Source organism: Sphingobium sp. TomTYG46, assembly GCF_055396345.1.
The window spans coordinates 1,581,008-1,600,983 of record NZ_AP027324.1 but is presented as its reverse complement, the minus strand read 5'-3'; the positions used below and the strand labels follow the sequence as shown (position 1 = coordinate 1,600,983).

Genomic DNA, 19,976 nt, shown 5'->3' with positions numbered 1-19,976 from the left:
GAAAGATCAGGCGTCTCCACAGGCGGACTATTCAAGTGAAGTATTATCCTAGACTTCGCTGAGCTGATCGCAGCGCTCGACGGCAATTTTGAAGGAATGTACCAAAGTGGTAATCTGACTCCCTCCGATGGAACCATGGTTCAAGACGCAAGATTTGGTTTGCGCTGGCACACCACCGTGAAGATCGGCGCTGAAAATGGAAAGCTGATATTTCTCCAGCCGGGAGAAGAGCGCCTGCCGATTATCGAGCAAGAGCACGCAAAACTCAATTACTTGGTGGACAGTTCATCTCTGAATTGAAATTATGCCTTAAAATATATGTGGTGAGAAGTAACACCGAACTGTCGCTCGAATTGCTGCGATCGATGTTGAACCGGCTACGGGCAGTTGGCGATGCGACGCTTCTTGTCGTCAAGCAGTCCTCAGAACTTAATTCTGCGGGAACTGTGAGGTTGCAAGAAGACGGGTTATACGAAAGCTGTGTGCGGCATTTATCTACGTCGCCCGGGCTAGAAGATATGGACGATACCGGATGGTTCGAAACATGCCGGAACGCGTGGATCATGATCCAGTCTGATCGCGGTGATGACATCAGCACGGACGATGAAGGCAATCCGGTAGCGGTGCGCAGGTAAACTGGATACTTCGACGGACCGGGTAATTCGGGGTGAAAGTAACGCGCGGTTAGAGCCAGGAGTAAGAAGCTGCGCTTTCAATGCGTTAATCGGATGATTTGCTGACAAAGGTGGCTTTTTTCAGCCAGTTTCGTATCCGCAGGCGCAGTTCGCCCTCGAGCCGGATCAGGCGCTGGAAGTTATGGGTCAGGTTCGCTTCCCGATCTTGATGGTGGCGGGCGATTCCGTGGTGCGTACGATCAGGCCCATTTAGCGCTGTTGCCAGCGAACACATGCTCGACTTGTGCGCGAAGCTTGGCTGGCGTTCGGTTCTGCTAACCCGCAGAACTGCAAGATGTTGTAGCGGTTGATTGAACTTCCGCGTCATTTATTTATGCATTGGAACGAATTTCTCGCCGCACATCGGGTAGTCCGATCAGATAAATTACAATTGGTCGTATTGAGCGACAGCTTCAGTAACATCGTCAAACATGGTTGCCTGCCCATGATGAATAATGATGGCTTTATTGCAGAAATTTCTTATGAATTCAGGGCTGTGCGATGCTACAAGCATCGTCCTGTCCTGACGCTTTTCGAACATCTCGACTTGGCATTTTCGCTGAAAATTCTGGTCACCAACCAAAATTATTTCGTCAATTAGATAACAATCAAATTCGATCGCCAGCGACAGCGCGAAAGCGAGACGCGCGCGCATGCCGGATGAGTAGGTCTTTACTGGCATGCGCAACTGATTGCCCAACTCAGTAAAGTCTTCCACAAAGCGCCGAACAACAGCATATTCTCGCTGATATATCCGTGCGATGAAACGGGCATTATCGAAACCCGTCAGACTGCCCTGAAATCCTCCGGCGAAGCCTAGTGGCCAAGACACAGACATTTTGCGGATGATTTTACCGGAGGTCGGCATTTCTACCCCACCGATCAATTTAATCAGTGTGCTTTTGCCAGCCCCGTTGCGGCCTAGAAGGCCCACTCGGTCACCCCGGTCAATAACAAGGTTGGCGCCGTTCAGAACCCGCTTATGCCTGCCGCCGTGAGAATATGATTTAGTGATGTCGCTGCAGATAATCATTCAACGGTCAACTTCCGGCGAATACGGCGGCAGAGGATGAGGCCGATCAAGGTCGCGATCGCTGAGCAGATGATGGGGTTCCAGACATTATAATAGGCCGTCACCTGATCGCCCCAAATCCCCTTCCGCATCATTTCCATACCATTCACGAATGGAGATAGCAGCAGGAATTCCCTGGTGCCCGGAGTCATCCAAGACACCATGTAGAACAGCCCTGAAAATGGGATCATGATATACGTCGTGACAGGGATGAATTTTTCCATGGCCTCGGACACTTCCGAAAGCGGGGCGATGATGAGGCATAGTGAAAAGCAGAAAAAGGCATACAGCAGCCAACCCGCAATCAGGAGGCCGAGATCTGCGGGGATGGGGAATTCACCGGCGCCGATCAGAACGACCGCCATGAAAAGATAGGCCATCATGCCGCCGAGCAATTCGATGATGAACCGCGCTAAGATGAAATCGACGATTTTGATCTGCCGGTGATAGAGCAGGCTCTGATTGACGGTGAAAATGGCTACGCTGCGCGATACGCCATGCCGGAACAAAGTGATCGGGATATAGCCTGTGGCTACAAACGCAACCACGCTCACCCCATGTTCGGTAGAGCCGTGGGTGAAATGCCAGAGCACCCCGACCAATCCTGCGAACAGCAGGGGTTCTGCCATGATCCAGAGGAAGCCGATATTTTCCCGCCCGAAGCGGGTTATGAGTTCGCGGATCATCAAGGCATGAATGACGCGTACCTGGACAGCCCAGCTATCGCGTAGTCTATGTAACGCGCTTTTCTCCATGATCAGTCTTCTGGCGCATGCTCTAGAACGCCGATCATGAACATCCAGGCGATGAAATAGAGGCATACGGATGCAGCGAAAACGATCAGGATGTTGAGGAAGCGCTTGGGAAGCATGGGTGTGTCGGGCGTGTTGGGATCGACCACACGCTCCAGATAAAATTGTTGGCGTAGAGCTTCGGCGCGCGCCTGGACTAGGGCAGCGTTGGCTGCGGTCAGGCTTTCCGTCGCGAATTTCTCCTCGACCAACAGATCTTCATAACCGCCCATCTTTGATGCGATGCCGCTGCCGGTGCCTACGACCCGGCCGTTCTGCGATGCGATCTGCACGGAGATCGCCCCAATGCGGTTGCGTAGCGCCGGGATCGAGGGATTGGCGGGGGTGAGGCGCTGCATCAGATCCAACTGCGCCTGAAGCGCGGCCTGTTCCGCGATCATGTTGTTGGCGATTTCTAGCACGCCACCGGCCTGCTTGGTCGGATCGATCAGTGCCTGGGAGTTGCGATATTGCGCCAGCGCGATACGGGCATTTCTGGCCCGCTGGGTCGCGACGTCGACCTGCTTCTGAGCCTCGGCTATGCCCTTGCTTTGCGCGCGGGTGTTAAGCCGGTTGACCAGCCCCTCGCTCAGGTCCAGCAACTGGCGGTTGACGACATAGGCGTCCTGCGGGGTGAAGGCCTCGACCTTGATGATCGCAGTGCCCGCTTCAACATCAAAGCGCGCATCGACCCGCCTGCCATAATATTTGAACAGGCTTTCAAAGCTGTTGTCAGCGAATGGCTGCGGGAAGCGGCTTAGGAAATCCGCCTGCGAGGTCGAGAATTTGTCGCGGATGTGAACGGTCTTCTCCAGCGCTTTGAGCGCGTCGCGGGAGCGGACATAGGTCAGGACCTCGTTCGTCTGTTCCTGCCCGCCCGACAAGCCGGTCGTTTGCACTAAATTGGCCAGCGTCGACATCTGTGACCGTTTCTGGTCAGGGCTCTTGATGACGAAGCGGGATTCCGAGACATAGACGTCAGAAGCAAGCAGGCCATAATATAGCACCGCCACAAGGGTGGGCAGCGCCACCATCAGCAGGAACCACCGCCGTTTTTTGAGCCAATGAACTACGGCGGAATGCTGGACGGGTGCGTCGGCGTCGATTGGGAACGATGGATTGACGTTCATAAAATCTTGCAGCGCCTCGAGAGAACCAAATCATCCTCGCGCTAGGCCAACATGGGGCGGCGCGCAAGGTCAAGCGCGTTTTGCTGACGCAATCGCGAGAGGAACTATTGTCCATCGCCGAATCCTGATGCTAAGGCGTCGGCCCATCGAGCCCGCAAGCCTCCGAGTTCATTAGCGATGCAAGTCAAGAAAATCGTTTATTTATCCCTGCTCGCCGGACTTGCGGGGTGTGCCACGCTGCCGTCCAGCGGCCCTACTGGAGGGCAGATCGAAAAATCGGCTGCTGCTCCCAAAGATGGGATGATGCCGATCCAGGTCGTGCCGATCCACACGATCGCGGATGTGCCGGGACCAAGTGCTGTAGCGACGGGGTTGCTGCCCGATTTGGCGCCCCCGCCGACTGACATGATCGGTCCGGGTGATGTGTTGGACATCAATATCTACGAAGCGGGGGTCACCCTCTTCTCTGGCGCCAGCGGTGGTGGTGGGGGGATGAGCCAGATTGTCGCCAACCCCGGCGTACAGGTGCAGAAGCTGCCGCCGACGCGGGTCGATGATCTGGGTGACATCACTATTCCCTATGCTGGCACGCTTCATGTGGCAGGGATCACGACCGGTGAGGTCGAGGCGATGATCCGCAATTCGCTGGCGCGCCTCTCACAGAACCCTCAGGTGATCGTCACGCTGAACCAGGCCATCACTAATTCGATTATCGTAGGAGGCGAGGTGGCCAAGCCGGGCCGGCTCGTGTTGCAGACCAACCGGGAAACCCTGTCCGACGTAATTGCACTGGCGGGCGGCTATCGAGGCAACGCTAAGGATCTGCTGCTGCGGATCGTGCGGGGCCAGCAGAGCGTCGATGTGCGTATCAACGACCTTGTCGATAATCCCAGGCTCGATGTGCGGGCCTATCCAGGCGACCGGCTGACGCTGATCAACAATCCTCGCACCTATTCGGTGCTGGGCGCTCCGGGCCGGGTCGAGGAAGTTCCATTCAGCCGTTCGACGGTTTCGCTGGCAGAGGCGGTTGCCAATGCGGGTGGCGTCAATCCTGGTGTCGGCAATGCTGCGGCAATCTTTGTATTCCGCTATGTCCGTGATGCGCAGGGCGATGAGGTGCCGAAGGTCTATCATCTCAACATGATGAAAACGGGTTCCTATTTCCTCGCTCAGCGCTTCGCCATGCGGGACAAGGACGTGCTCTATTTCGGCAATGCGGCGGCAAACCAGCCTAGCAAACTTATTCAGCTGATCAGCCAGCTGTTTTCTCCGATCTTGACCGTTACCGCAGCGGTGCAGGCGGTGAAACAGTAACTGAGGCTCTTGCCGGCGACGCCACAATGGTCGCCTGCTTTTCTGTTCGAAAGTGGGATGATGGAGATCAAATCCTTCGATATTGCCGGCGTCAGACTGCTCACCCCGCGCCATATTGGGGACGAGCGAGGCTATTTCGCGGAAACCTTTCGAGCTGATCTGTTCGCCGCGCATTGCGGCAATTGGATCTTCGTCCAGGACAACGAATCCCGCAGTGTCCGTCCGGGCACTATTCGCGGCCTGCATTTCCAGAGCGAGCCGCATGCCCAAGGCAAGCTTGTGCGGTGCACCGCTGGCGCACTATTCGATGCCGCTGTGGATGTCCGTCGGGGCTCTCCCACTTATGGCCAGTGGGTGGCCGAGACGCTGACGCCCGACAATGGCAAGCAGCTCTGGATTCCGCCAGGCTTTGCCCATGGCTTCTGCTCGATCGAGCCCAATACGGTTATCTGCTACAAGGTAACCGGCTATTACAGCGCCGAGTGCGACAAGGGGCTGCGCTGGGACGACCCGGCGATCGGCATTAGCTGGCCCGATGTGGCTGATCCCGATACACTTTCGCCGAAGGATCGCGAGCAGCCGCTGCTCGCCGATCTTCCCGCCTATTTCACCTGGAGCGAATAATTCATGCGCGTGATCGTTACCGGCGGGGCCGGCTTTATCGGCTCGGCCCTTGTTCGCTATCTGGTGCTGGAAAAGGGCTATGACGTCCTGACCGTCGATGCCCTGACTTATGCCGGGTGCGAGGCGTCGCTCAAGGCCGTCGTGGGCAAGGCCAGCCACCGCTTTCTAAAGGCCGATATCCGCGACCGCGCGGCGATGGACGAGGCGATCGCCGGCTTCCGGCCCGACCGCATCATGCATCTGGCGGCGGAAAGCCATGTCGACCGCTCGATCACCGGCGCGGCCGACTTCATCCAGACCAATGTCGTGGGCACCTTCACCCTGCTGGAGGCCGCGCGCCGATACTGGAATGGCCTCACGGGCGAAGCGAAGGACGCCTTCCGCTTCCTCCATGTCTCGACCGACGAGGTCTATGGCTCGCTGGGCGACGAAGGGTTGTTCGAGGAGAGCACGCCCTATGACCCCAGTTCGCCCTATTCGGCGTCCAAGGCCGCGTCCGATCATCTCGCCAAAGCCTGGCAGCGGACCTATGGGCTGCCGGTGGTGGTGTCGAACTGCTCGAACAATTACGGCCCCTACCATTTCCCCGAAAAGCTGATCCCGCTCACCATCCTCAACGCGCTCGCGGGCCGGGCGCTGCCCGTCTATGGCAAGGGCGAGAATGTGCGCGACTGGCTCTATGTCGACGACCATGCCCGCGCGCTCGACCTCATCATCGAAAAGGGCGTTCCCGGCGAGACCTATAATGTCGGCGGGCGCAACGAACGGCGCAATATCGACGTGGTGCGGCGGATCTGCGCGGTGCTGGATGAACTGGTCCCCGCCGACGCCCCGCGCGAAGGGCTGATCGAGTTCGTCACCGACCGTCCCGGCCATGACGCGCGCTATGCTATCGACGCGACCAGGCTGGAGACGGAACTGGGATGGCGCGCGCAGGAGAATTTCGACAGCGGCATCGAGAAGACGGTGCGCTGGTATCTGGAGAATGAATGGTGGTGGCGCCCGCTGCGCGACCGTTATGACGGCCAGAGGCTGGGGCTGAACGCTGCTCCTGCTGCCTCCGGAGTGACTGCGTGAGGATTGCCGTCACCGGCAAGGCGGGGCAGGTCGTCACCAGCCTGATCGAGCGTGGCACCGCCGCCGGGCATGAGGTGATCGCGCTGGGCCGGCCTGAGCTGGACCTGGCCGATCCGGCTTCGGTGATTCGCGTGCTGGAGGCGGCCGCGCCCGACGCCATCGTCTCGGCGGCGGCCTATACTGCGGTCGACAAGGCGGAGAGCGAGAGCGACCTCGCCCATGCGGTGAACGGCGCCGGCGCCGGCGCAGTGGCGGCGGCAGCGAAGGCGCTGGGCGTGCCGCTGGTCCATGTCTCAACCGACTATGTCTTCGACGGCACGCTCAGTCGCCCCTATGTCGAGAGTGATCCGACCGGGCCGACCGGCGTCTATGGCGCGTCCAAGCTGGCGGGCGAGCAGGCGGTATTGGCCGCCCATGGCGACAACAGCGCGGTGCTGCGCGTGGCGTGGGTCTATAGCCCCTTCGGCGCGAATTTCGTGAAGACGATGCTGCGCCTCGCCGGGGACCGGAACGAGGTGTCCGTGGTCGCCGACCAGCAGGGCAATCCGACCAGCGCGCTAGACATTGCCGACGGCATCATCCGGGTCGTTACCAATCTGGTAGCCGATAGCGATCCTGAATTGCGCGGCACCTTCCACATGACCGCGAGTGGCGAGGCGAGCTGGGCCGACTTTGCCGAGGCGATCTTCGCTGCATCCGCCGCGCGGGGCGGGCCTTCGGTGCGGGTTAAGCGGATCACCACCGCCGACTATCCGACCCCGGCCACCCGGCCAGCCAATAGCCGGCTCGACTGCGGCTTGATCCGCCAAGTGCATGGCGTGGCCCTGCCCGACTGGCACGGGTCGCTGGACAACGTGATGGCTCGGCTCCAGCCTGCGGCAGACTGACTCCCCACCGAAAAGGAACGACGACGCATGAAGGGTATCATCCTCGCCGGTGGCAGCGGCACTCGCCTTTACCCGATGACGCTGGCGACTTCGAAGCAGCTGATGTCGGTCTATGACAAGCCGATGATCTATTATCCGCTGAGCACGCTGATGCTGGCGGGCATCCGCGAGGTGCTGATCATCTCCACCCCGCGCGATTTGCCTGCCTTCCAGGCGCTGCTGGGCGACGGATCGCAATGGGGCATGTCGTTCGAATATGCCGAGCAGCCGAGCCCCGATGGCTTGGCGCAGGCCTATATCATCGGCGCCGATTTCGTCGCGGGGCAGCGGTCGGCCCTGATCCTAGGCGACAATATCTATCATGGCCACGGTCTCCCTGAACTGCTCGCTAGCGCTTCGTCCCGGAAGACTGGGGCGAGTGTCTTCGCCTATCATGTGAACGATCCTGAGCGATATGGCGTGGTGAGCTTCGACGCGTCCATGAAGGCCATGTCGATCGAGGAAAAGCCAGCGCAGCCCCAGTCCAACTGGGCGGTCACCGGGCTCTATTTCTATGACGAGCAGGTGGTGGACATCGCCGCGAACCTGGAGCCTTCACCACGCGGCGAGCTGGAGATCACCGACGTCAACCGCGTTTATCTGGCGCGGGGGCAGCTCAATGTCGAGATCATGGGCCGCGGCTTTGCTTGGCTCGACACTGGGACGCCCGATAGTCTGCTCGACGCGGCGGAATTCGTCCGGGTGCTTGAGAAACGCCAAGGCTTCAAGATCGCAAGCCCTGAGGAGATTGCTTTCCGCCAAGGATTCATCGGTGCTGTAGATTTTGAGAAAGCCATCGGCAAACTAGGTAAATCCGATTACGCCCGTTATTTACGCGGTGTTTTGTCTGACACGTAGCTGGAAGGACGATCGCCGAACTGCTGCTATCGATGCTGGCAGGCCAACCGGCGGGACTTTTCTGACGAAGGGCCGAACGGCGGATGGATATTATGGCGCTTGAGCACTGATTGTGGTGGGAGGCGCGAGATGCTCCCAATCGACGCGCTCAAAGTGAAGACTGCCGGCCGTCAAACGGGCACGGCTTTGATGCACAGGTGATTCGGGTCCCGAGGGGAATTCACTCATGCGCTGCCGGCTACCTATGTTATGGTCCGCTCATGACGCCGATCGAACGCGCCGCCAAGGCTATGTATGATGCTGTCCAACCCGAGTGGGATTGGGACGATCCGGACGCGGAACTCCTGCGGCGCATGTATCGGGAAAACGCCCGTGTTGCGATTTCTGCCCTTCGCGATCCCGATGAAATCATGATCCAATCCGGTGCTGAGATCGTCCGCCACATTAGCCCGGATGAATCGAATGACGCTTTTTTGAATGATGCGGCGAATATTTGGCGATTCATGGTAGATGCTGCTTTGAGCGATCGTGAATAGTCAGCCCTTCATGAGAACGATTGTCGCTGCGAGCGAACACCGACGGTTGGGAGGCCGGACGCGCGTGACATAGGTCAGTTCACCGGCCGGTATGATGTCGAGAGTGCTCGATCAGGCAAAGGCACCATCCGCGACCGTAATCCAAGCATAGCACCGCTGGGCTGAGAACAGATGATCACAGCGCCTTGTGAGATGCTGAACTCGAGTGGGCTATAGCGAGGCTCGGCAAGTCCGACCACGGTCGCTATCTTCGCAGCCTTCTGTCTTAAGGCAGCGTGTCTGGCCGATGCCGAAGATTATTGTAGACCGGGCTGCTGGAGCGGGTAGCGGGGATCGAACCCGCATCACAAGCTTGGAAGGCTAGTGCTCTACCATTGAGCTATACCCGCCCGCAGGCCCAGCGCCCTGCCATTTTTTCACGGCTCCCGTCAATATCAAAACGCGAGGCCCAGTATCGCCGCCTTTACGCACCATCTAGGCCCTTTTCATTCCAGCTTGTTTATAGCTGCCCCACATGTGGTCGATGCTGATGCTGGAATGCCGCTGGACCATGCAGAGAGGACTTTCAGCCGCCCGCCTGAAACACTGCGCGATACCGATTTTGCCCAGCCGCGTCGTGACCGGTCAGATGAGCGCGGCGGAAATGTTCCCACTCCTGCTTGGCCTCTCGCAGGCTGAAGTCGCCGATCAGGTCATTGCCCTTATCTGACCGATGCCCGCCGCCTGTTCGAGGTGCACGACCGGACGGGACTGGTTGTCAGCGCCGTTCTCGCCGGAGAAGTCGGCTTTCACGAATTGGAGCCACGTCAACCCGAGTAATTACCCGGGCTGTCGGGACTCTCTCCCTCCTGCTTCCTTTGGATGCGTCAGTTACGATCCGGGGAAGCCCTCATGCTCCATATAATTGACAATCATCTGGCGGCCGGTTGCCAGCCGCTCCTCAATTCCATGTTCACAGACCGCAAACGACTCTTCGTCGATCTCTTCGGATGGGACGTGCCCGTGGTCGACGGACGATATGAACTGGACCAGTTCGACACCCATGGCGCCGTCTACATGATCCTGACCGGTGAGGACGGGCAGCATGCCGCCTCGCTGCGGCTTCTGCCCACCAATCGCCCGCACATGCTCGGAACGATTTTCCAGCACCTCTGCCCAGCTGGCGTTCCCGCCGGTGACGGGATCTGGGAGAGCACGCGCCTCTGCCTGCCGCAGCGTCATGGGGCGGAGCGGCGGAGGTCCTTACGCAACCAGCTCATCTCCGCCATGGTGGACTGTGGGCTGGAGCGGGGAATCGACTGCTACACCGGCGTCATTCCCGAAGCGTTCCGCAAGGAGGTCCTCGCGATGGGCTGGCGAGCAGAACCCTTGGGTCCTTCCGTGCCGATGTCCGGCGGTGCGGTCGGCGCCTTCATGGTCCACATCGAGCAAGACACGCCGCTGCGTCTCGGATGGACCGGCACCTACGTTCCCCAGAAGCCAGAGGTGACGGCATGAGCGCGCTTGTCGATCACAAGGCTGCGACGCTCCGCCGCGATGGGTGGTGCGTGATTCGCCATGCGCTGGACGCCTCAGCGTTGAACGCCCTGCAGGCCGACCTCGAACCAGTCTTTGCCGCTACGCCGCTTTGCCAAGGCCCATTTTATGGCGAACGGACCCGGCGCTTTGGCGGCCTGCTCGCTCGATCACCACTGGCCGAGCGCCTGGTCATGCATCCGCTGGTCCTCGATGTCGTGAGCAAGATGCTGCTGCCCTGGTGCGAGCGTTTCAACCTCAATCTCACCCAGGCGATCGAAATACATGCTGGCGCCCTGCCGCAACTGCCCCACCGCGACCAGGATATGTGGCAGGGGTCCAAGGGCTCGGTCGAATATCTTGTCAATGTGATGTGGCCGTTGACGGCCTTCACGCGGGAAAATGGCGGAACGCGCCTCTGGACCGGCAGTCACCTCCAGCAGCACGCTGCCCTGCTGCGCGAGGAAGAGGCGGTCGTACCACTGGTGGAACCGGGCGACGCGCTGCTGTTCCTGGGATCGACGCTTCACGGCGGCGGCGGGAACGAGACCGCCGTGCCCCGGCGCGGCATCATCATCAGCTACTGCCTGGGCTGGCTCAAGCCGTTCGAGCTTCAATGGCTTGTGTACCCGCCCGCCATCGCGCGGCGCTTCTCGCGCGAACTCGCTACACTCGTGGGTTACGCGCAGCACCGGCCGAACCTCGGCAATGTCGAGGGCCAGTGTCCCTCAATCCTGTTGCGGGGCGATATTCCCGATCATATCCCGGCGATCGACGCATTGCGGCCCGATCAGGAAGAGGCGGTGGCCGCCTTCCTTTGCGGGCAACTTGGCGAGATGGGATGACATGATTGCTGCATCGCCTGTCGATCCCGAGGCGTATGCCGCGGTCAGGCGGCTTGGCCGCTCAGCGCTGTCCTGGGAGGTGCTCCGCCGCGACCTGGCCTACCGTGAGGCATTCAAGGCGCTGGCGCTGAAGCCGGAGCGGCCGATTGCGGCTTCTCCGGCTTTTGCCGCCCGTTGGGGGTTGCACTTTCCCTGAAAATCCGGCGCACTCCTGCGCCCATGTCCTGCCAGTCTGGTCGGCGGGCGTCGATCCGCGCGTTCTTGTGGCTCGTGCGCAGCCCGGCCGCCGTAGCGGTGATCAAGGCCTTGAATTGCGACGGCATGTGTCGCGGATCGTGCAGGGCTCGGCGACCGAGCATGTGCGCATCGATCATGCGGGCCATGTCATCCGTCTTGACGCTGTTGAGGGCACGCTCGCCGCTGGGCCTGTATCGGTCAGGATTGAATTGGTGGTTGGACCCGCCCTGCAAGCGCAGACCAGGGCGGCTCTGGCGCTTGCCAATTTTGTCTCGGATGCTCTTACGCCAAGCCTTCCCAGTGAACGGCACGCTCGCGCCTTGCATGGCCTGTGGGCACTGGACGCCCGGAGATCAGGCGCTAGCTTGCGCGACATTGCCGATCTGATTTTGGGGGCAGGGGATTGGCCAGGCGATGGTGAGCACCGGAAGTCTCGCGCGCGGCGGCTGGTGGCAACAGGGGAAGCGATGGTGAAGGCGGGGCCGGGGGCCGCATTGAGATGACTGGAAGAGGTCAGCTAATATCGGACTTAACTACATCAGGCGGCAGCTCATCCATCAGAAGCACATAAGTTGGAACATTCAACTGGATAGCGAGCCGGTCTAGGCGATCGACGCTAGCGCTGTATTCACAGCGCTCCAGCGCGCTAACATAGGTGCGATGAATGCCCGCCTCGTGGGCAAGGGCCTCTTGAGACATGCCGCGAGCAGCCCTTAAACGACGAAGATTTCGCGCTAAATTGTCTCGGCTGGACATAACCTCCAGCGACACGATTGCACTGTATTTCGCTACACTGTATACAGTGCAATCGTGATCTGAGAGTCAGATGAGGACTGAACTTTTACATCGAGCGCCGATTGGCAATGTGGTCAGTTATGATCGCTCGCATCTATCGCTGTACGCCGCCTTGCTCGACGCCGAAAAGGCCGGACTGGGTTGGGCGGATGCGGCTCGAACCCTGATGGGCATCGATCCCGCAGCTATCGGCGCCGAGGAATGTTGGACCTCGCATTTAGAACGGGCTCGGTGGATCGTCGGGGACGGATTGGGGAGTGCGATTCTGGCTTTCGGACAGCGAGAATAACTAGCAGGATCGACGCCTCGCGCTGGCGCGCGATCGCTCTACGGCTCCCTGCACACGCTGCCCAGCCCTTGGGATCTCAGTCTCGCGGTGACGATTGCTGGCCCGTCTGTAGACGCCGCGGCCCTGCGTAGCGGCGCAGTTTCTGCCTCTCCCACTGTGGTGATTGCGAGCGGGGCTCCGGCTGGGTCCGTCGCGGGCGAAGCCAACCCCCTTTCGCCCCGCCTTCCATGCGCTCACTTGGGCCATGCCCTGGCGGTGTCTGGCCGAACCTCTTAGCCCCTCGTGCCACCCACCCGTTCACGGGGAGGGGCGTGGTCAGGGTCCAAAGTGCTCTCCATCCGCCAAATGTCGTTTAGGATTTGCAAACTCATTGAAGGACCTTGCCGGGGACGGGGAGGGCGATCATCTTGCTTAAAAGGGATGCCGGTGTATCTGGCCCGCTCTGACGCGGGATGGGGGCATGCCATTTCGACACACTCTTTTGCGCAAGAGGCTTTTCGCTCTCATAACGGCGGGATACGTTAGGCGCCGATACAAAAATGCGCGAGGGTCGCTCGCGTCAATAAACAAGAAGCCAATGGCTCAAAGGGGCGCGCGATAAATGTCTTTCGATAATGATTGGGATCAGCAAAAAGCTCGAAGCCTCATTGCCTGCCTTGTCTCGCAGGCGGGGCTTTCGCCTACCGAAATTGCCCGCCGCGCTGGTTTGGCGCCCTCCACCCTCACGCGCATGTATCCGACGCCTTCAGTTGGTTATTCGCTCTCGCCGCGTAGTATCGCCAAGATTAGGGAGGCCTTTCCCCAACTGATTTCCCTTTTTGAGATCGATAGAAACCAAATGGGAAATGTTCCGGTTCATGGCGCGGGACAAGAACACCCAGCTCCGCTTTCTCTCCCTTCGCGCCACCAAATTCCAGTATATGCAACCACTTTGCTCTTTACAGAGGAGGCGGAGGTTTCCAATCTTCGTGAGCTCGAGCTTTGGGAATGCGATCTTACCCGGCCAGTTGCTTACATGGCGGCCCCTTATCTTGTGGGAGAGGCAAACCGCTATTTCGCTGTTTTCATTCCAAGCGAAGCGATGGAACCTCGGTTCCGCGCTGGAGAAAGGGTGATCCTCGATAGGGTCAAACCAGCCTCCCTTGGAATGGATGTCCTGGTCAACCTGCGCGAAGAAACGCGAATGTCGGTTTGGACAACGGGCCGCCTGAAGATGCGAGATCGCAACGTCATCACCCTGCTGCAGTACCGGAACAATGTTGGCGTCACGATCCACCGCAGCGATATAATCCAAGTATTTCCAATTATCGGTATGATCGATGAGGCTATATGAGACGTATATTTACACGAACTCTGCAATTGGTGAGTGGGTAATGCTTATCTGCTTAATATCTATAATGTAATACCACTCTTCATGGACGTGTCGCTTATACAGGAAATCATATCAATAACCGCTTGTTTTAGCTGAGGGGAGGACCTTATCAAAAATTGCAGTTCGCGGATCGATCCGTCCTGCGTTCCCTGAATATATTCACTATCAACGCTCGGCCTGTCCAGGAAACCGGGGGATGGCACAAAGAAGGATATTGTTCCATTCGCCCTGGGGATGATTGTTACACAATATTCTTCCAGCCGTGCAATAATTGTCCGGGCGAGGTCTGTATAGGAATTCATGAACGCTCAAAGCCTTCAACTGTTTTGAATGATTTACTTGTTCGTGGTAGGATCAAGCGATTATCGTGGATTGTTCGGCGTGGTAGTATAACGCGAAATAGATGGGGGAACTGCCCTGTACATAGGTACAGCCTGTCCAGCTTCGAACTGTTCTTGGGCTGCTCGAGCGAGGACGCGTCGAGCGTACGAGTGAACATGCCCTTACGCGATCCCATCAAAGCTCTGCCTGTAGGCCAAGCGTGATCATCCGCCCCCGCGGATCATATATTATTGGATCATACCCAAGATTGAGTTCCGCGAGAGGCGGCGCCCGGTTCGTTATATTGAGGATTCCGGCGCTGAGCTGCATGCCAGGTTTTCCGATTAATGTGTCTAACGAAACTGCATAATCGACATCGAACATATGCTGGGCTTTAATGCGGGAGTTGCTTATCCCGGTTCTATCGTTGGAATAGGCGCATATATAATGGCCGAAGAACGCCAGCCTATGTGGTCCAGATTGTAGCGAGATGCTGTAATCCGATCGGTATTTCGGCAGGGACCGTGCCAGGTTGTTGAAGTTGACGCTATTGACGCCGCTCAATGTTTGTTCGACAGCAGATAAGCGAATGTCATATTTTCTGACATAAGTTGAAGCGGCTTTTGCCTCGACCTTTCCCATTCTGGTCTGCCAAATATAGCGCGCCGAGAAATCAACACTTTGCGTTTTCACGGATGAGGCGTTGATAAAGCCTAGCTGAATAAGGTTCACTGTCCCATTTACATCGCGCGTTATCCGCTGTTGGGCCGCTGTGTTGATGAGCCCAGCCCTTGTGTCGGCGGCCGCTTGATCGACTATCGGCTGCGGACTTTCTTTGACAATGAGGTTCTCGTAGTCGAAGCTGTAGAAATCGACATTCAGCTCCAGCCCCTCGATGGGGCGCACCGTTGCTCCGATATTGTAGCTCATCGACTTTTCCGGCCGCAGGCGGGGATTGCCGAAGGTCTGGGCGTTTACGAAGACGAACGTCCCGCCATCGTTGATGGCTGGCTGTGAATTTTGGACGGCGATCTGCTGGTAAACTGAAGGCGAGCGGAAGGCCTCGCTATAAGACCCATGTATTAAGACGGATGCGCTTGGACGGATGAGTAGGGCAACTTTAGGGCTGAAGTTAGCGAAGCTATGAAGATATTGTTCGAAACGGCCCGATATTTGGGCTTGTACAGTCTTGCCGAACGGCAGTTTCAGTTCGCCAAAAATCGAGATGTTTTCCTGCGTGCCCTGAAAGTCCGGCGCCTTTCCCAACGTGATGAGTTCTCCTGCATTGACGAGCGGACCCCAGTCGTGCCGAAATGTGCGCCGCCGATATTGCGTGCCCAGTGCGCCCTGCGCCATCTCGCCCAAAAACCTGAACGCGTCACCCGTTACCAGACTATCGATCGTAAGCAGCGATGCTCGGCCACGCAGGTCTGTCGTCCCGATCATGCTGTCAATCAAAGCCGTGCTGTTGACCGTGCCCGTCCCGAGCGCCGCGGATCCAAAGGGGTTGTAATATTGACAGGATCCCACACCAGGAACGGCTGTGACAGGGTTGCAGTCGGCGCCTCCCAGTCCGTTAAGGGCGCTCTGAAGCGCCGATGCCATCGTGTCCGGCTTATTGTAGCGCACCGTCTGCTGGCTGTAGGTCATATCTACAGCCCAGCGTCGATTGCCACCCAACGCGCCGCTCAATCCGCCAGCTGCACGAAATGTGTCATAGTTGAAGCTGCTGGTCGAAGGCCCCGAATTGCTGCCGAGGAGACGGCCGCGAAAGAGCACATCCTCTCCAAATGGATTGTCTGGGTGGGAGGATGGTACCACCGGCGCGACGGCTAGAATCGGATAGGACGGAGAGGATGTCACTGTTAAACTGGTATTCGCGTAGCCCATCTCGAGGTTCAGCTTTACGCTATCCCCGATGTGTACATTATATGTGCTGAACAGCTGTGTTCTGCTTTCTTTCGGCACCAGATCATAATATTCCGAGAAGTCGAAGTGGCAGAAGGTATCCGCCGGCCTGTTTAGATAGCTGTTAGGGAATGCAGGGTTGGCGCAATCGGGGTCAGGTACGAACTCTTGTTGACTGGGAATAAAATACGACCCCGGCTGCCCGAATGTCGAATCCGAATGCCACGAGGGACGGTCGAACGTTTGCGCGCGCGCGAAACTACGCTCAAAGGCAGCTAAGCGTGTGCTTCCGTAGTAAGAGGCAGCGATCATCAATTCGCCACTTGCGAGTTTTGCTCCGGCAATGCCTCCTATATCGATCTGACGGGCGCCGTCCATGAAATTGATACGCGTGCGTATCTCCGGACTGTCTACTGCGTCTCGAGTTATGAAATTGACGACGCCTGCGACGGCATCGGAACCATAGGTGGCAGCGGCGCCGTCCTTTGCCACCTCCAGCCTCTTCAAAGCAATCAGGGGCATTAGGGAGTTGATGTCGGTAAATGTGCTGCCATCAATTGCAGCAACGGCGCTCAACGTTTGGCGGCGACCGTTAATAAGGATGAGCGTGGACCCCAGCCCCAAATTGTGCAGGTTGAACTGAGCAGTCCCGGCCGTGAGAGGCTGGTTAAGCTGATCAACCTGAGTTTCTGAACCGGAATTGGCTGTGATCAGCCGGGTCAGTTCTGATGGGCTCGTGATCGCTCGCTCAGCGATGGCTTCGTCAGTGATTATGCTGACGGGAACAGGCTGCGATTGTTGAGGGATCAACGATCCTGTCACCACGATATCTGCAGGCGGCGGCATAGCGATGCGATCGTTGGGGCGGAGATGCAACGACCTCGCTGAAGACGACTTTTGAGCGGTCGCGGCATCCGGCCGAGATCGGTCCGTCATGTTGCCGCCGCGTTGCAACACGATTACGTTCGCACTGATGGAAACGGGGCGCAGTCCACTGTCCGCTATAAGACGGTTGAGGGCTTCTGCAGCCTTCATCGTACCCCTGAGCGGTCGCGAGCGCTTGCCCGCCACGTCATCACCCACAAAGAGGATCTGAATCCCAGACTGACGGGCAAACAACTGAAGTGCCCTGCCTAAAGGTTGCGCCTCAATTGCGTAGCGCCTGCTTGTCTGGGCCGCATGCGCCATCGCCGACGGGGCTGCGAGGAGCATGGACATGCCAGACATGAGACTGGCACCAACCGCCATTTTGGCAACAAACCTCACACATCCCCCCGGACGTTTGTGCGAACATTCGCTCGCGCACTAAGTAGCGAGTGGATGACGTACGATGTGGCTCGACCCGCACCATGGCTGTAAAATAATTCTTAATCGGATTGACGAACGCATTGGGTTTTGGTGTTGCGCCCCGTAGCGGAAGGGCGGGGCCGGATGAAACGCGATTATCGTTTGAAGGTGGCGGGGGATGATCCCTCTACGCCCGACCGAGCTATTACAGATTCGGCGCACCATTATGCTCGGTTGATGCGGTTCGTCAGGGCTAGGTTCCGTCTTGGCCTGGAAGCCGACGATGTCGTGCAAGACGCCTATTTGCGACTGTCACAGTCAGCTGATCGGGTAATGATTCGCGACACGAGCGGTTTTTTGCATAAAGCGGCAAGAAGCGTCGTGTGCGATCGTGAACGTGCTCGCAAAGTGCGCCAGCGCGTGGAAGCGGGGGATGCAAATGTCAAATTTCTTCCGTCTCTTTCACCGTCAATAGAGCGCGAGATTATAGCCCGCCAGCAATTGGCGATCGTGGAGAAGGCTCTTGCGGAGCTATCTGCCAAGCAACGCGCGGCCGTGGTTATGCATCGTTTCGATCGCATCAGTCATGCTGAAATTGCTGAGCGATTGAACATCAGCATATCCATGGTTGAAAAACATATTCGCCGGGCGCTGGCACATTGTCGTGCTCGCCTTGATGAAGCGGAGGATCTATGCGAGAAATGAACGGCAGCGATCCGCGTCATAGCGCACATCGGGATGAGCAAGTCTGGCTGATCATTGACGCGCTGCGCGACAGTAAGACCATTTTCCAAACCCGACGCTACATGGCCGGACGGGAACGCCTGCAAGCTACGCGCCGGAACCTCGCGGAATGGTGGTGGCCCAAAGGCGCTATTGCAGGGATCATAACGGCGAGCATGCTTGCCTTTTTTGCAACCTACAGTTTTCAGCCACGGTTTGAACGTGAAACGTTCGCCACTGCAGTCGGCCAGACGAAACGCATTCAACTCTCCGATGGATCGGAAGCCACCTTGGACACGGACAGCGCAATAGCTGTGTCCTTCGCGGATGACGAGCGGCATGTGAAGCTCCTCAAGGGACGCGCCAATTTCGCGGTAGCGCATGATGTTGCACGCCCTTTCAAAGTTTCCAGCGGTGAAATGATGGTGACCGCCGTGGGTACGGAATTTGTTGTTTCCGTTGCCTCAAACAAGCAGATGGTGACGCTTTTGAAAGGGAGGGTCGCGGTGGATACCCTCGGCGGCATGAAGGGTCGGCCGATCCAGCGCAGGATGCTGGAGCCGGGGCAGAAATTTATGCTGAGGTCGAACGGGCAATCCAAAATCCAAAAGCTTGCGGACATTCAAGGGGAAACCGCCTGGAGGGACAACCGGATGGAGTTTTCCGGTACCAGTGCTTCTGATGCGATCATCGAGGCAAACCGCTATTCCACGCAGAAGGTCAAATTAGCCGATCCGCGGACTGGCTCTCGGTTGATTGGGGGTAGTTTTCGAACCGGTCGGCAAGAGGCATTCGCCGAGGCATTATGTGCACTGCTGAAGGTGCGAATTGTTCACCGGTCCGATCGTGAACTTGTCCTGGGCTCAACGGACGACCCATCGTGATTGCAGCGGCAGCGAACAAGTCCCGCGTCGCGTAACCCTCATGGCGCGCTCAATCCCGCCGCGTCCCCCCCTCATGTCGAGACACGCGTAGGTTTCACTGAACGTTGTTGGATAGACGCAATATCTGAATGCATTGGGCTCACATGATCTCTGCCCTTCTTCCCGTTGCCGCCGTGACGGTCGAGGGCGGTGGCGCCCTTCGCAACAACGGCGACAGGTAGATTGATGTCTGAGTTTCAACGCAGAACGGTTGGGGGTGCCGCCACCACGGAGGTCCGGCGCCAGCCTGCGCGAGATTGCCGACCTGCTGCTGCGACAGGGGACAGGCCGGGTGCCGGCGAGCACCGGACAGCAGATTTTCTGCTGTCCTATTTGATCCGCTTTTGTTCTGGTGTTCACATGAAACGCAACCCGGATCTGATTCGCGATCTCATGCTTGCACTTGAAGCCGCAGAGGGCGCCGAGCTTCTGCTGGTGCCGGATGTGCAGGGATATCCCCGGCATGAGATCGATCATCACTTCAGGCTGCTGGTGGAAGCCGGCCTTGCCTCTGCCGCCCATGTTTCCTCCGACGGGAGGCGCTGGGTTGCGGTCCGGCTGACATGGTCAGGACACGACTATCTCGACACCATCCGTGACGGGCGGGTCTGGAAACATACGAAAGCGGCGATGAAGAAGACCGGCTTCTGGTCGCTTGAGACAATGGGGGTCATCGCGCGTACGATCATCCTCGAGCGCCTCGAGGCACTGGGTATCGGACCGCACCCATGAAGATGACCGAAGATGACGTCGCGCTGG

General features: G+C 58.2%; 22 protein-coding genes and 1 tRNA gene. 16 read left to right on the top strand and 7 right to left on the bottom strand.

Features of this window, described 5'->3' with window-relative positions; genetic code table 11:
• The first annotated feature begins 96 nt into the window (after positions 1-96).
• On the top strand, positions 97-300 hold the full coding sequence (locus ACZ5YV_RS08165; protein WP_464787180.1) for a hypothetical protein: 204 nt from the start codon (positions 97-99) through the stop codon (positions 298-300).
• A gap of 420 nt (positions 301-720) precedes the next feature.
• On the opposite strand, the gene ACZ5YV_RS08160 is transcribed toward ACZ5YV_RS08165, so the two are convergent.
• From ACZ5YV_RS08160 to ACZ5YV_RS08145, 4 genes are all read right to left on the bottom strand, one after another.
• Complete coding sequence (locus tag ACZ5YV_RS08160) at positions 721-1,002, bottom strand: hypothetical protein (protein WP_464787179.1); 282 nt, start codon at positions 1,000-1,002, stop codon at positions 721-723.
• Positions 1,003-1,059: 57 nt separating this feature from the next.
• Positions 1,060-1,707 carry an ABC transporter ATP-binding protein gene (locus ACZ5YV_RS08155; protein WP_464787178.1) on the bottom strand — a complete coding sequence of 216 codons (648 nt, stop codon included), beginning with the start codon at positions 1,705-1,707 and terminating at the stop codon, positions 1,060-1,062.
• Positions 1,704-2,432: an ABC transporter permease gene (locus tag ACZ5YV_RS08150; RefSeq protein ID WP_464787177.1), complete on the bottom strand. Its 729-nt coding sequence runs from the start codon at positions 2,430-2,432 to the stop codon at positions 1,704-1,706. The genes ACZ5YV_RS08155 and ACZ5YV_RS08150 overlap by 4 nt, the downstream gene beginning before the upstream one ends.
• 71 nt (positions 2,433-2,503) lie before the next feature.
• The gene (locus tag ACZ5YV_RS08145; RefSeq protein WP_464787176.1) at positions 2,504-3,667 is read right to left on the bottom strand and encodes a KpsE/RkpR family capsule polysaccharide export protein; all 1,164 of its coding nucleotides are present in this window, start codon (positions 3,665-3,667) and stop codon (positions 2,504-2,506) included.
• Positions 3,668-3,844: 177 nt separating this feature from the next.
• Here ACZ5YV_RS08145 and ACZ5YV_RS08140 point away from each other — a divergent pair, with 177 nt between their 5' ends.
• From ACZ5YV_RS08140 to ACZ5YV_RS08115, 6 genes are all read left to right on the top strand, one after another.
• A complete protein-coding gene (locus ACZ5YV_RS08140; protein ID WP_464787175.1) occupies positions 3,845-4,981 on the top strand; it encodes a polysaccharide biosynthesis/export family protein in 1,137 nt (378 codons plus the stop codon).
• Positions 4,982-5,041: 60 nt separating this feature from the next.
• A complete protein-coding gene (rfbC, locus tag ACZ5YV_RS08135) occupies positions 5,042-5,605 on the top strand; it encodes a dTDP-4-dehydrorhamnose 3,5-epimerase (RefSeq protein WP_464787174.1) in 564 nt (187 codons plus the stop codon).
• A 3-nt stretch (positions 5,606-5,608) separates the two neighbouring features.
• Positions 5,609-6,682: a dTDP-glucose 4,6-dehydratase gene (gene rfbB / locus ACZ5YV_RS08130; protein WP_464787173.1), complete on the top strand. Its 1,074-nt coding sequence runs from the start codon at positions 5,609-5,611 to the stop codon at positions 6,680-6,682.
• The gene (rfbD, locus tag ACZ5YV_RS08125) at positions 6,679-7,569 is read left to right on the top strand and encodes a dTDP-4-dehydrorhamnose reductase (RefSeq protein ID WP_464787172.1); all 891 of its coding nucleotides are present in this window, start codon (positions 6,679-6,681) and stop codon (positions 7,567-7,569) included. The genes rfbB and rfbD overlap by 4 nt, the downstream gene beginning before the upstream one ends.
• 27 nt (positions 7,570-7,596) lie before the next feature.
• Entirely contained in the window at positions 7,597-8,466 is an 870-nt protein-coding gene (rfbA, locus tag ACZ5YV_RS08120; RefSeq protein WP_464787171.1) for a glucose-1-phosphate thymidylyltransferase RfbA, read from the top strand.
• Positions 8,467-8,726: 260 nt separating this feature from the next.
• On the top strand, positions 8,727-9,002 hold the full coding sequence (locus ACZ5YV_RS08115; RefSeq protein ID WP_464787170.1) for a hypothetical protein: 276 nt from the start codon (positions 8,727-8,729) through the stop codon (positions 9,000-9,002).
• Between the two features lie 315 nt (positions 9,003-9,317).
• Here the strand turns inward: ACZ5YV_RS08115 and ACZ5YV_RS08110 are convergent.
• Positions 9,318-9,391: transfer RNA gene (locus ACZ5YV_RS08110), tRNA-Gly, on the bottom strand.
• Between the two features lie 134 nt (positions 9,392-9,525).
• Here ACZ5YV_RS08110 and ACZ5YV_RS08105 point away from each other — a divergent pair.
• From ACZ5YV_RS08105 to ACZ5YV_RS08085, 5 genes are all read left to right on the top strand, one after another.
• Positions 9,526-9,711, top strand: coding sequence for a hypothetical protein (locus ACZ5YV_RS08105; protein WP_464787169.1), 186 nt, complete (start codon positions 9,526-9,528; stop codon positions 9,709-9,711).
• A gap of 182 nt (positions 9,712-9,893) precedes the next feature.
• On the top strand, positions 9,894-10,499 hold the full coding sequence (locus ACZ5YV_RS08100; protein WP_464787168.1) for an acyl-homoserine-lactone synthase: 606 nt from the start codon (positions 9,894-9,896) through the stop codon (positions 10,497-10,499).
• Positions 10,496-11,362 (top strand): phytanoyl-CoA dioxygenase family protein, encoded by an 867-nt coding sequence (locus ACZ5YV_RS08095; RefSeq protein ID WP_464787167.1) that lies wholly within the window; start codon positions 10,496-10,498, stop codon positions 11,360-11,362. Before ACZ5YV_RS08100 ends, ACZ5YV_RS08095 begins: the two co-directional genes overlap by 4 nt.
• A 1-nt stretch (position 11,363) precedes the next feature.
• Positions 11,364-11,558: a transcriptional regulator domain-containing protein gene (locus ACZ5YV_RS08090; RefSeq protein ID WP_464787166.1), complete on the top strand. Its 195-nt coding sequence runs from the start codon at positions 11,364-11,366 to the stop codon at positions 11,556-11,558.
• 115 nt (positions 11,559-11,673) lie between these two features.
• Positions 11,674-12,102, top strand: a complete 429-nt coding sequence (locus ACZ5YV_RS08085) for a DNA -binding domain-containing protein (protein WP_464787165.1) — start codon at positions 11,674-11,676, stop codon at positions 12,100-12,102.
• Between the two features lie 10 nt (positions 12,103-12,112).
• Here ACZ5YV_RS08085 and ACZ5YV_RS08080 read toward each other — a convergent pair whose 3' ends face one another.
• Entirely contained in the window at positions 12,113-12,298 is a 186-nt protein-coding gene (locus ACZ5YV_RS08080; RefSeq protein WP_464787164.1) for a helix-turn-helix domain-containing protein, read from the bottom strand.
• Between the two features lie 986 nt (positions 12,299-13,284).
• Between ACZ5YV_RS08080 and ACZ5YV_RS08075 the strand changes: the two genes are divergently transcribed.
• A complete protein-coding gene (locus ACZ5YV_RS08075) occupies positions 13,285-14,016 on the top strand; it encodes a S24/S26 family peptidase (RefSeq protein WP_464787163.1) in 732 nt (243 codons plus the stop codon).
• A 555-nt stretch (positions 14,017-14,571) separates the two neighbouring features.
• On the opposite strand, the gene ACZ5YV_RS08070 is transcribed toward ACZ5YV_RS08075, so the two are convergent.
• Positions 14,572-17,502 carry a TonB-dependent receptor gene (locus ACZ5YV_RS08070; RefSeq protein ID WP_464787162.1) on the bottom strand — a complete coding sequence of 977 codons (2,931 nt, stop codon included), beginning with the start codon at positions 17,500-17,502 and terminating at the stop codon, positions 14,572-14,574.
• A gap of 213 nt (positions 17,503-17,715) precedes the next feature.
• Here ACZ5YV_RS08070 and ACZ5YV_RS08065 point away from each other — a divergent pair, with 213 nt between their 5' ends.
• The 3 genes from ACZ5YV_RS08065 to ACZ5YV_RS08055 all read left to right on the top strand — a co-directional run bounded on the left by ACZ5YV_RS08065 (position 17,716) and on the right by ACZ5YV_RS08055 (position 19,949).
• Positions 17,716-18,276, top strand: coding sequence for an RNA polymerase sigma factor (locus ACZ5YV_RS08065; RefSeq protein WP_464787161.1), 561 nt, complete (start codon positions 17,716-17,718; stop codon positions 18,274-18,276).
• Entirely contained in the window at positions 18,273-19,178 is a 906-nt protein-coding gene (locus ACZ5YV_RS08060) for a FecR family protein (RefSeq protein WP_464787160.1), read from the top strand. The genes ACZ5YV_RS08065 and ACZ5YV_RS08060 overlap by 4 nt, the downstream gene beginning before the upstream one ends.
• A gap of 225 nt (positions 19,179-19,403) precedes the next feature.
• A complete protein-coding gene (locus ACZ5YV_RS08055; RefSeq protein ID WP_464787159.1) occupies positions 19,404-19,949 on the top strand; it encodes a DUF2513 domain-containing protein in 546 nt (181 codons plus the stop codon).
• Positions 19,950-19,976 lie beyond the last annotated feature (27 nt).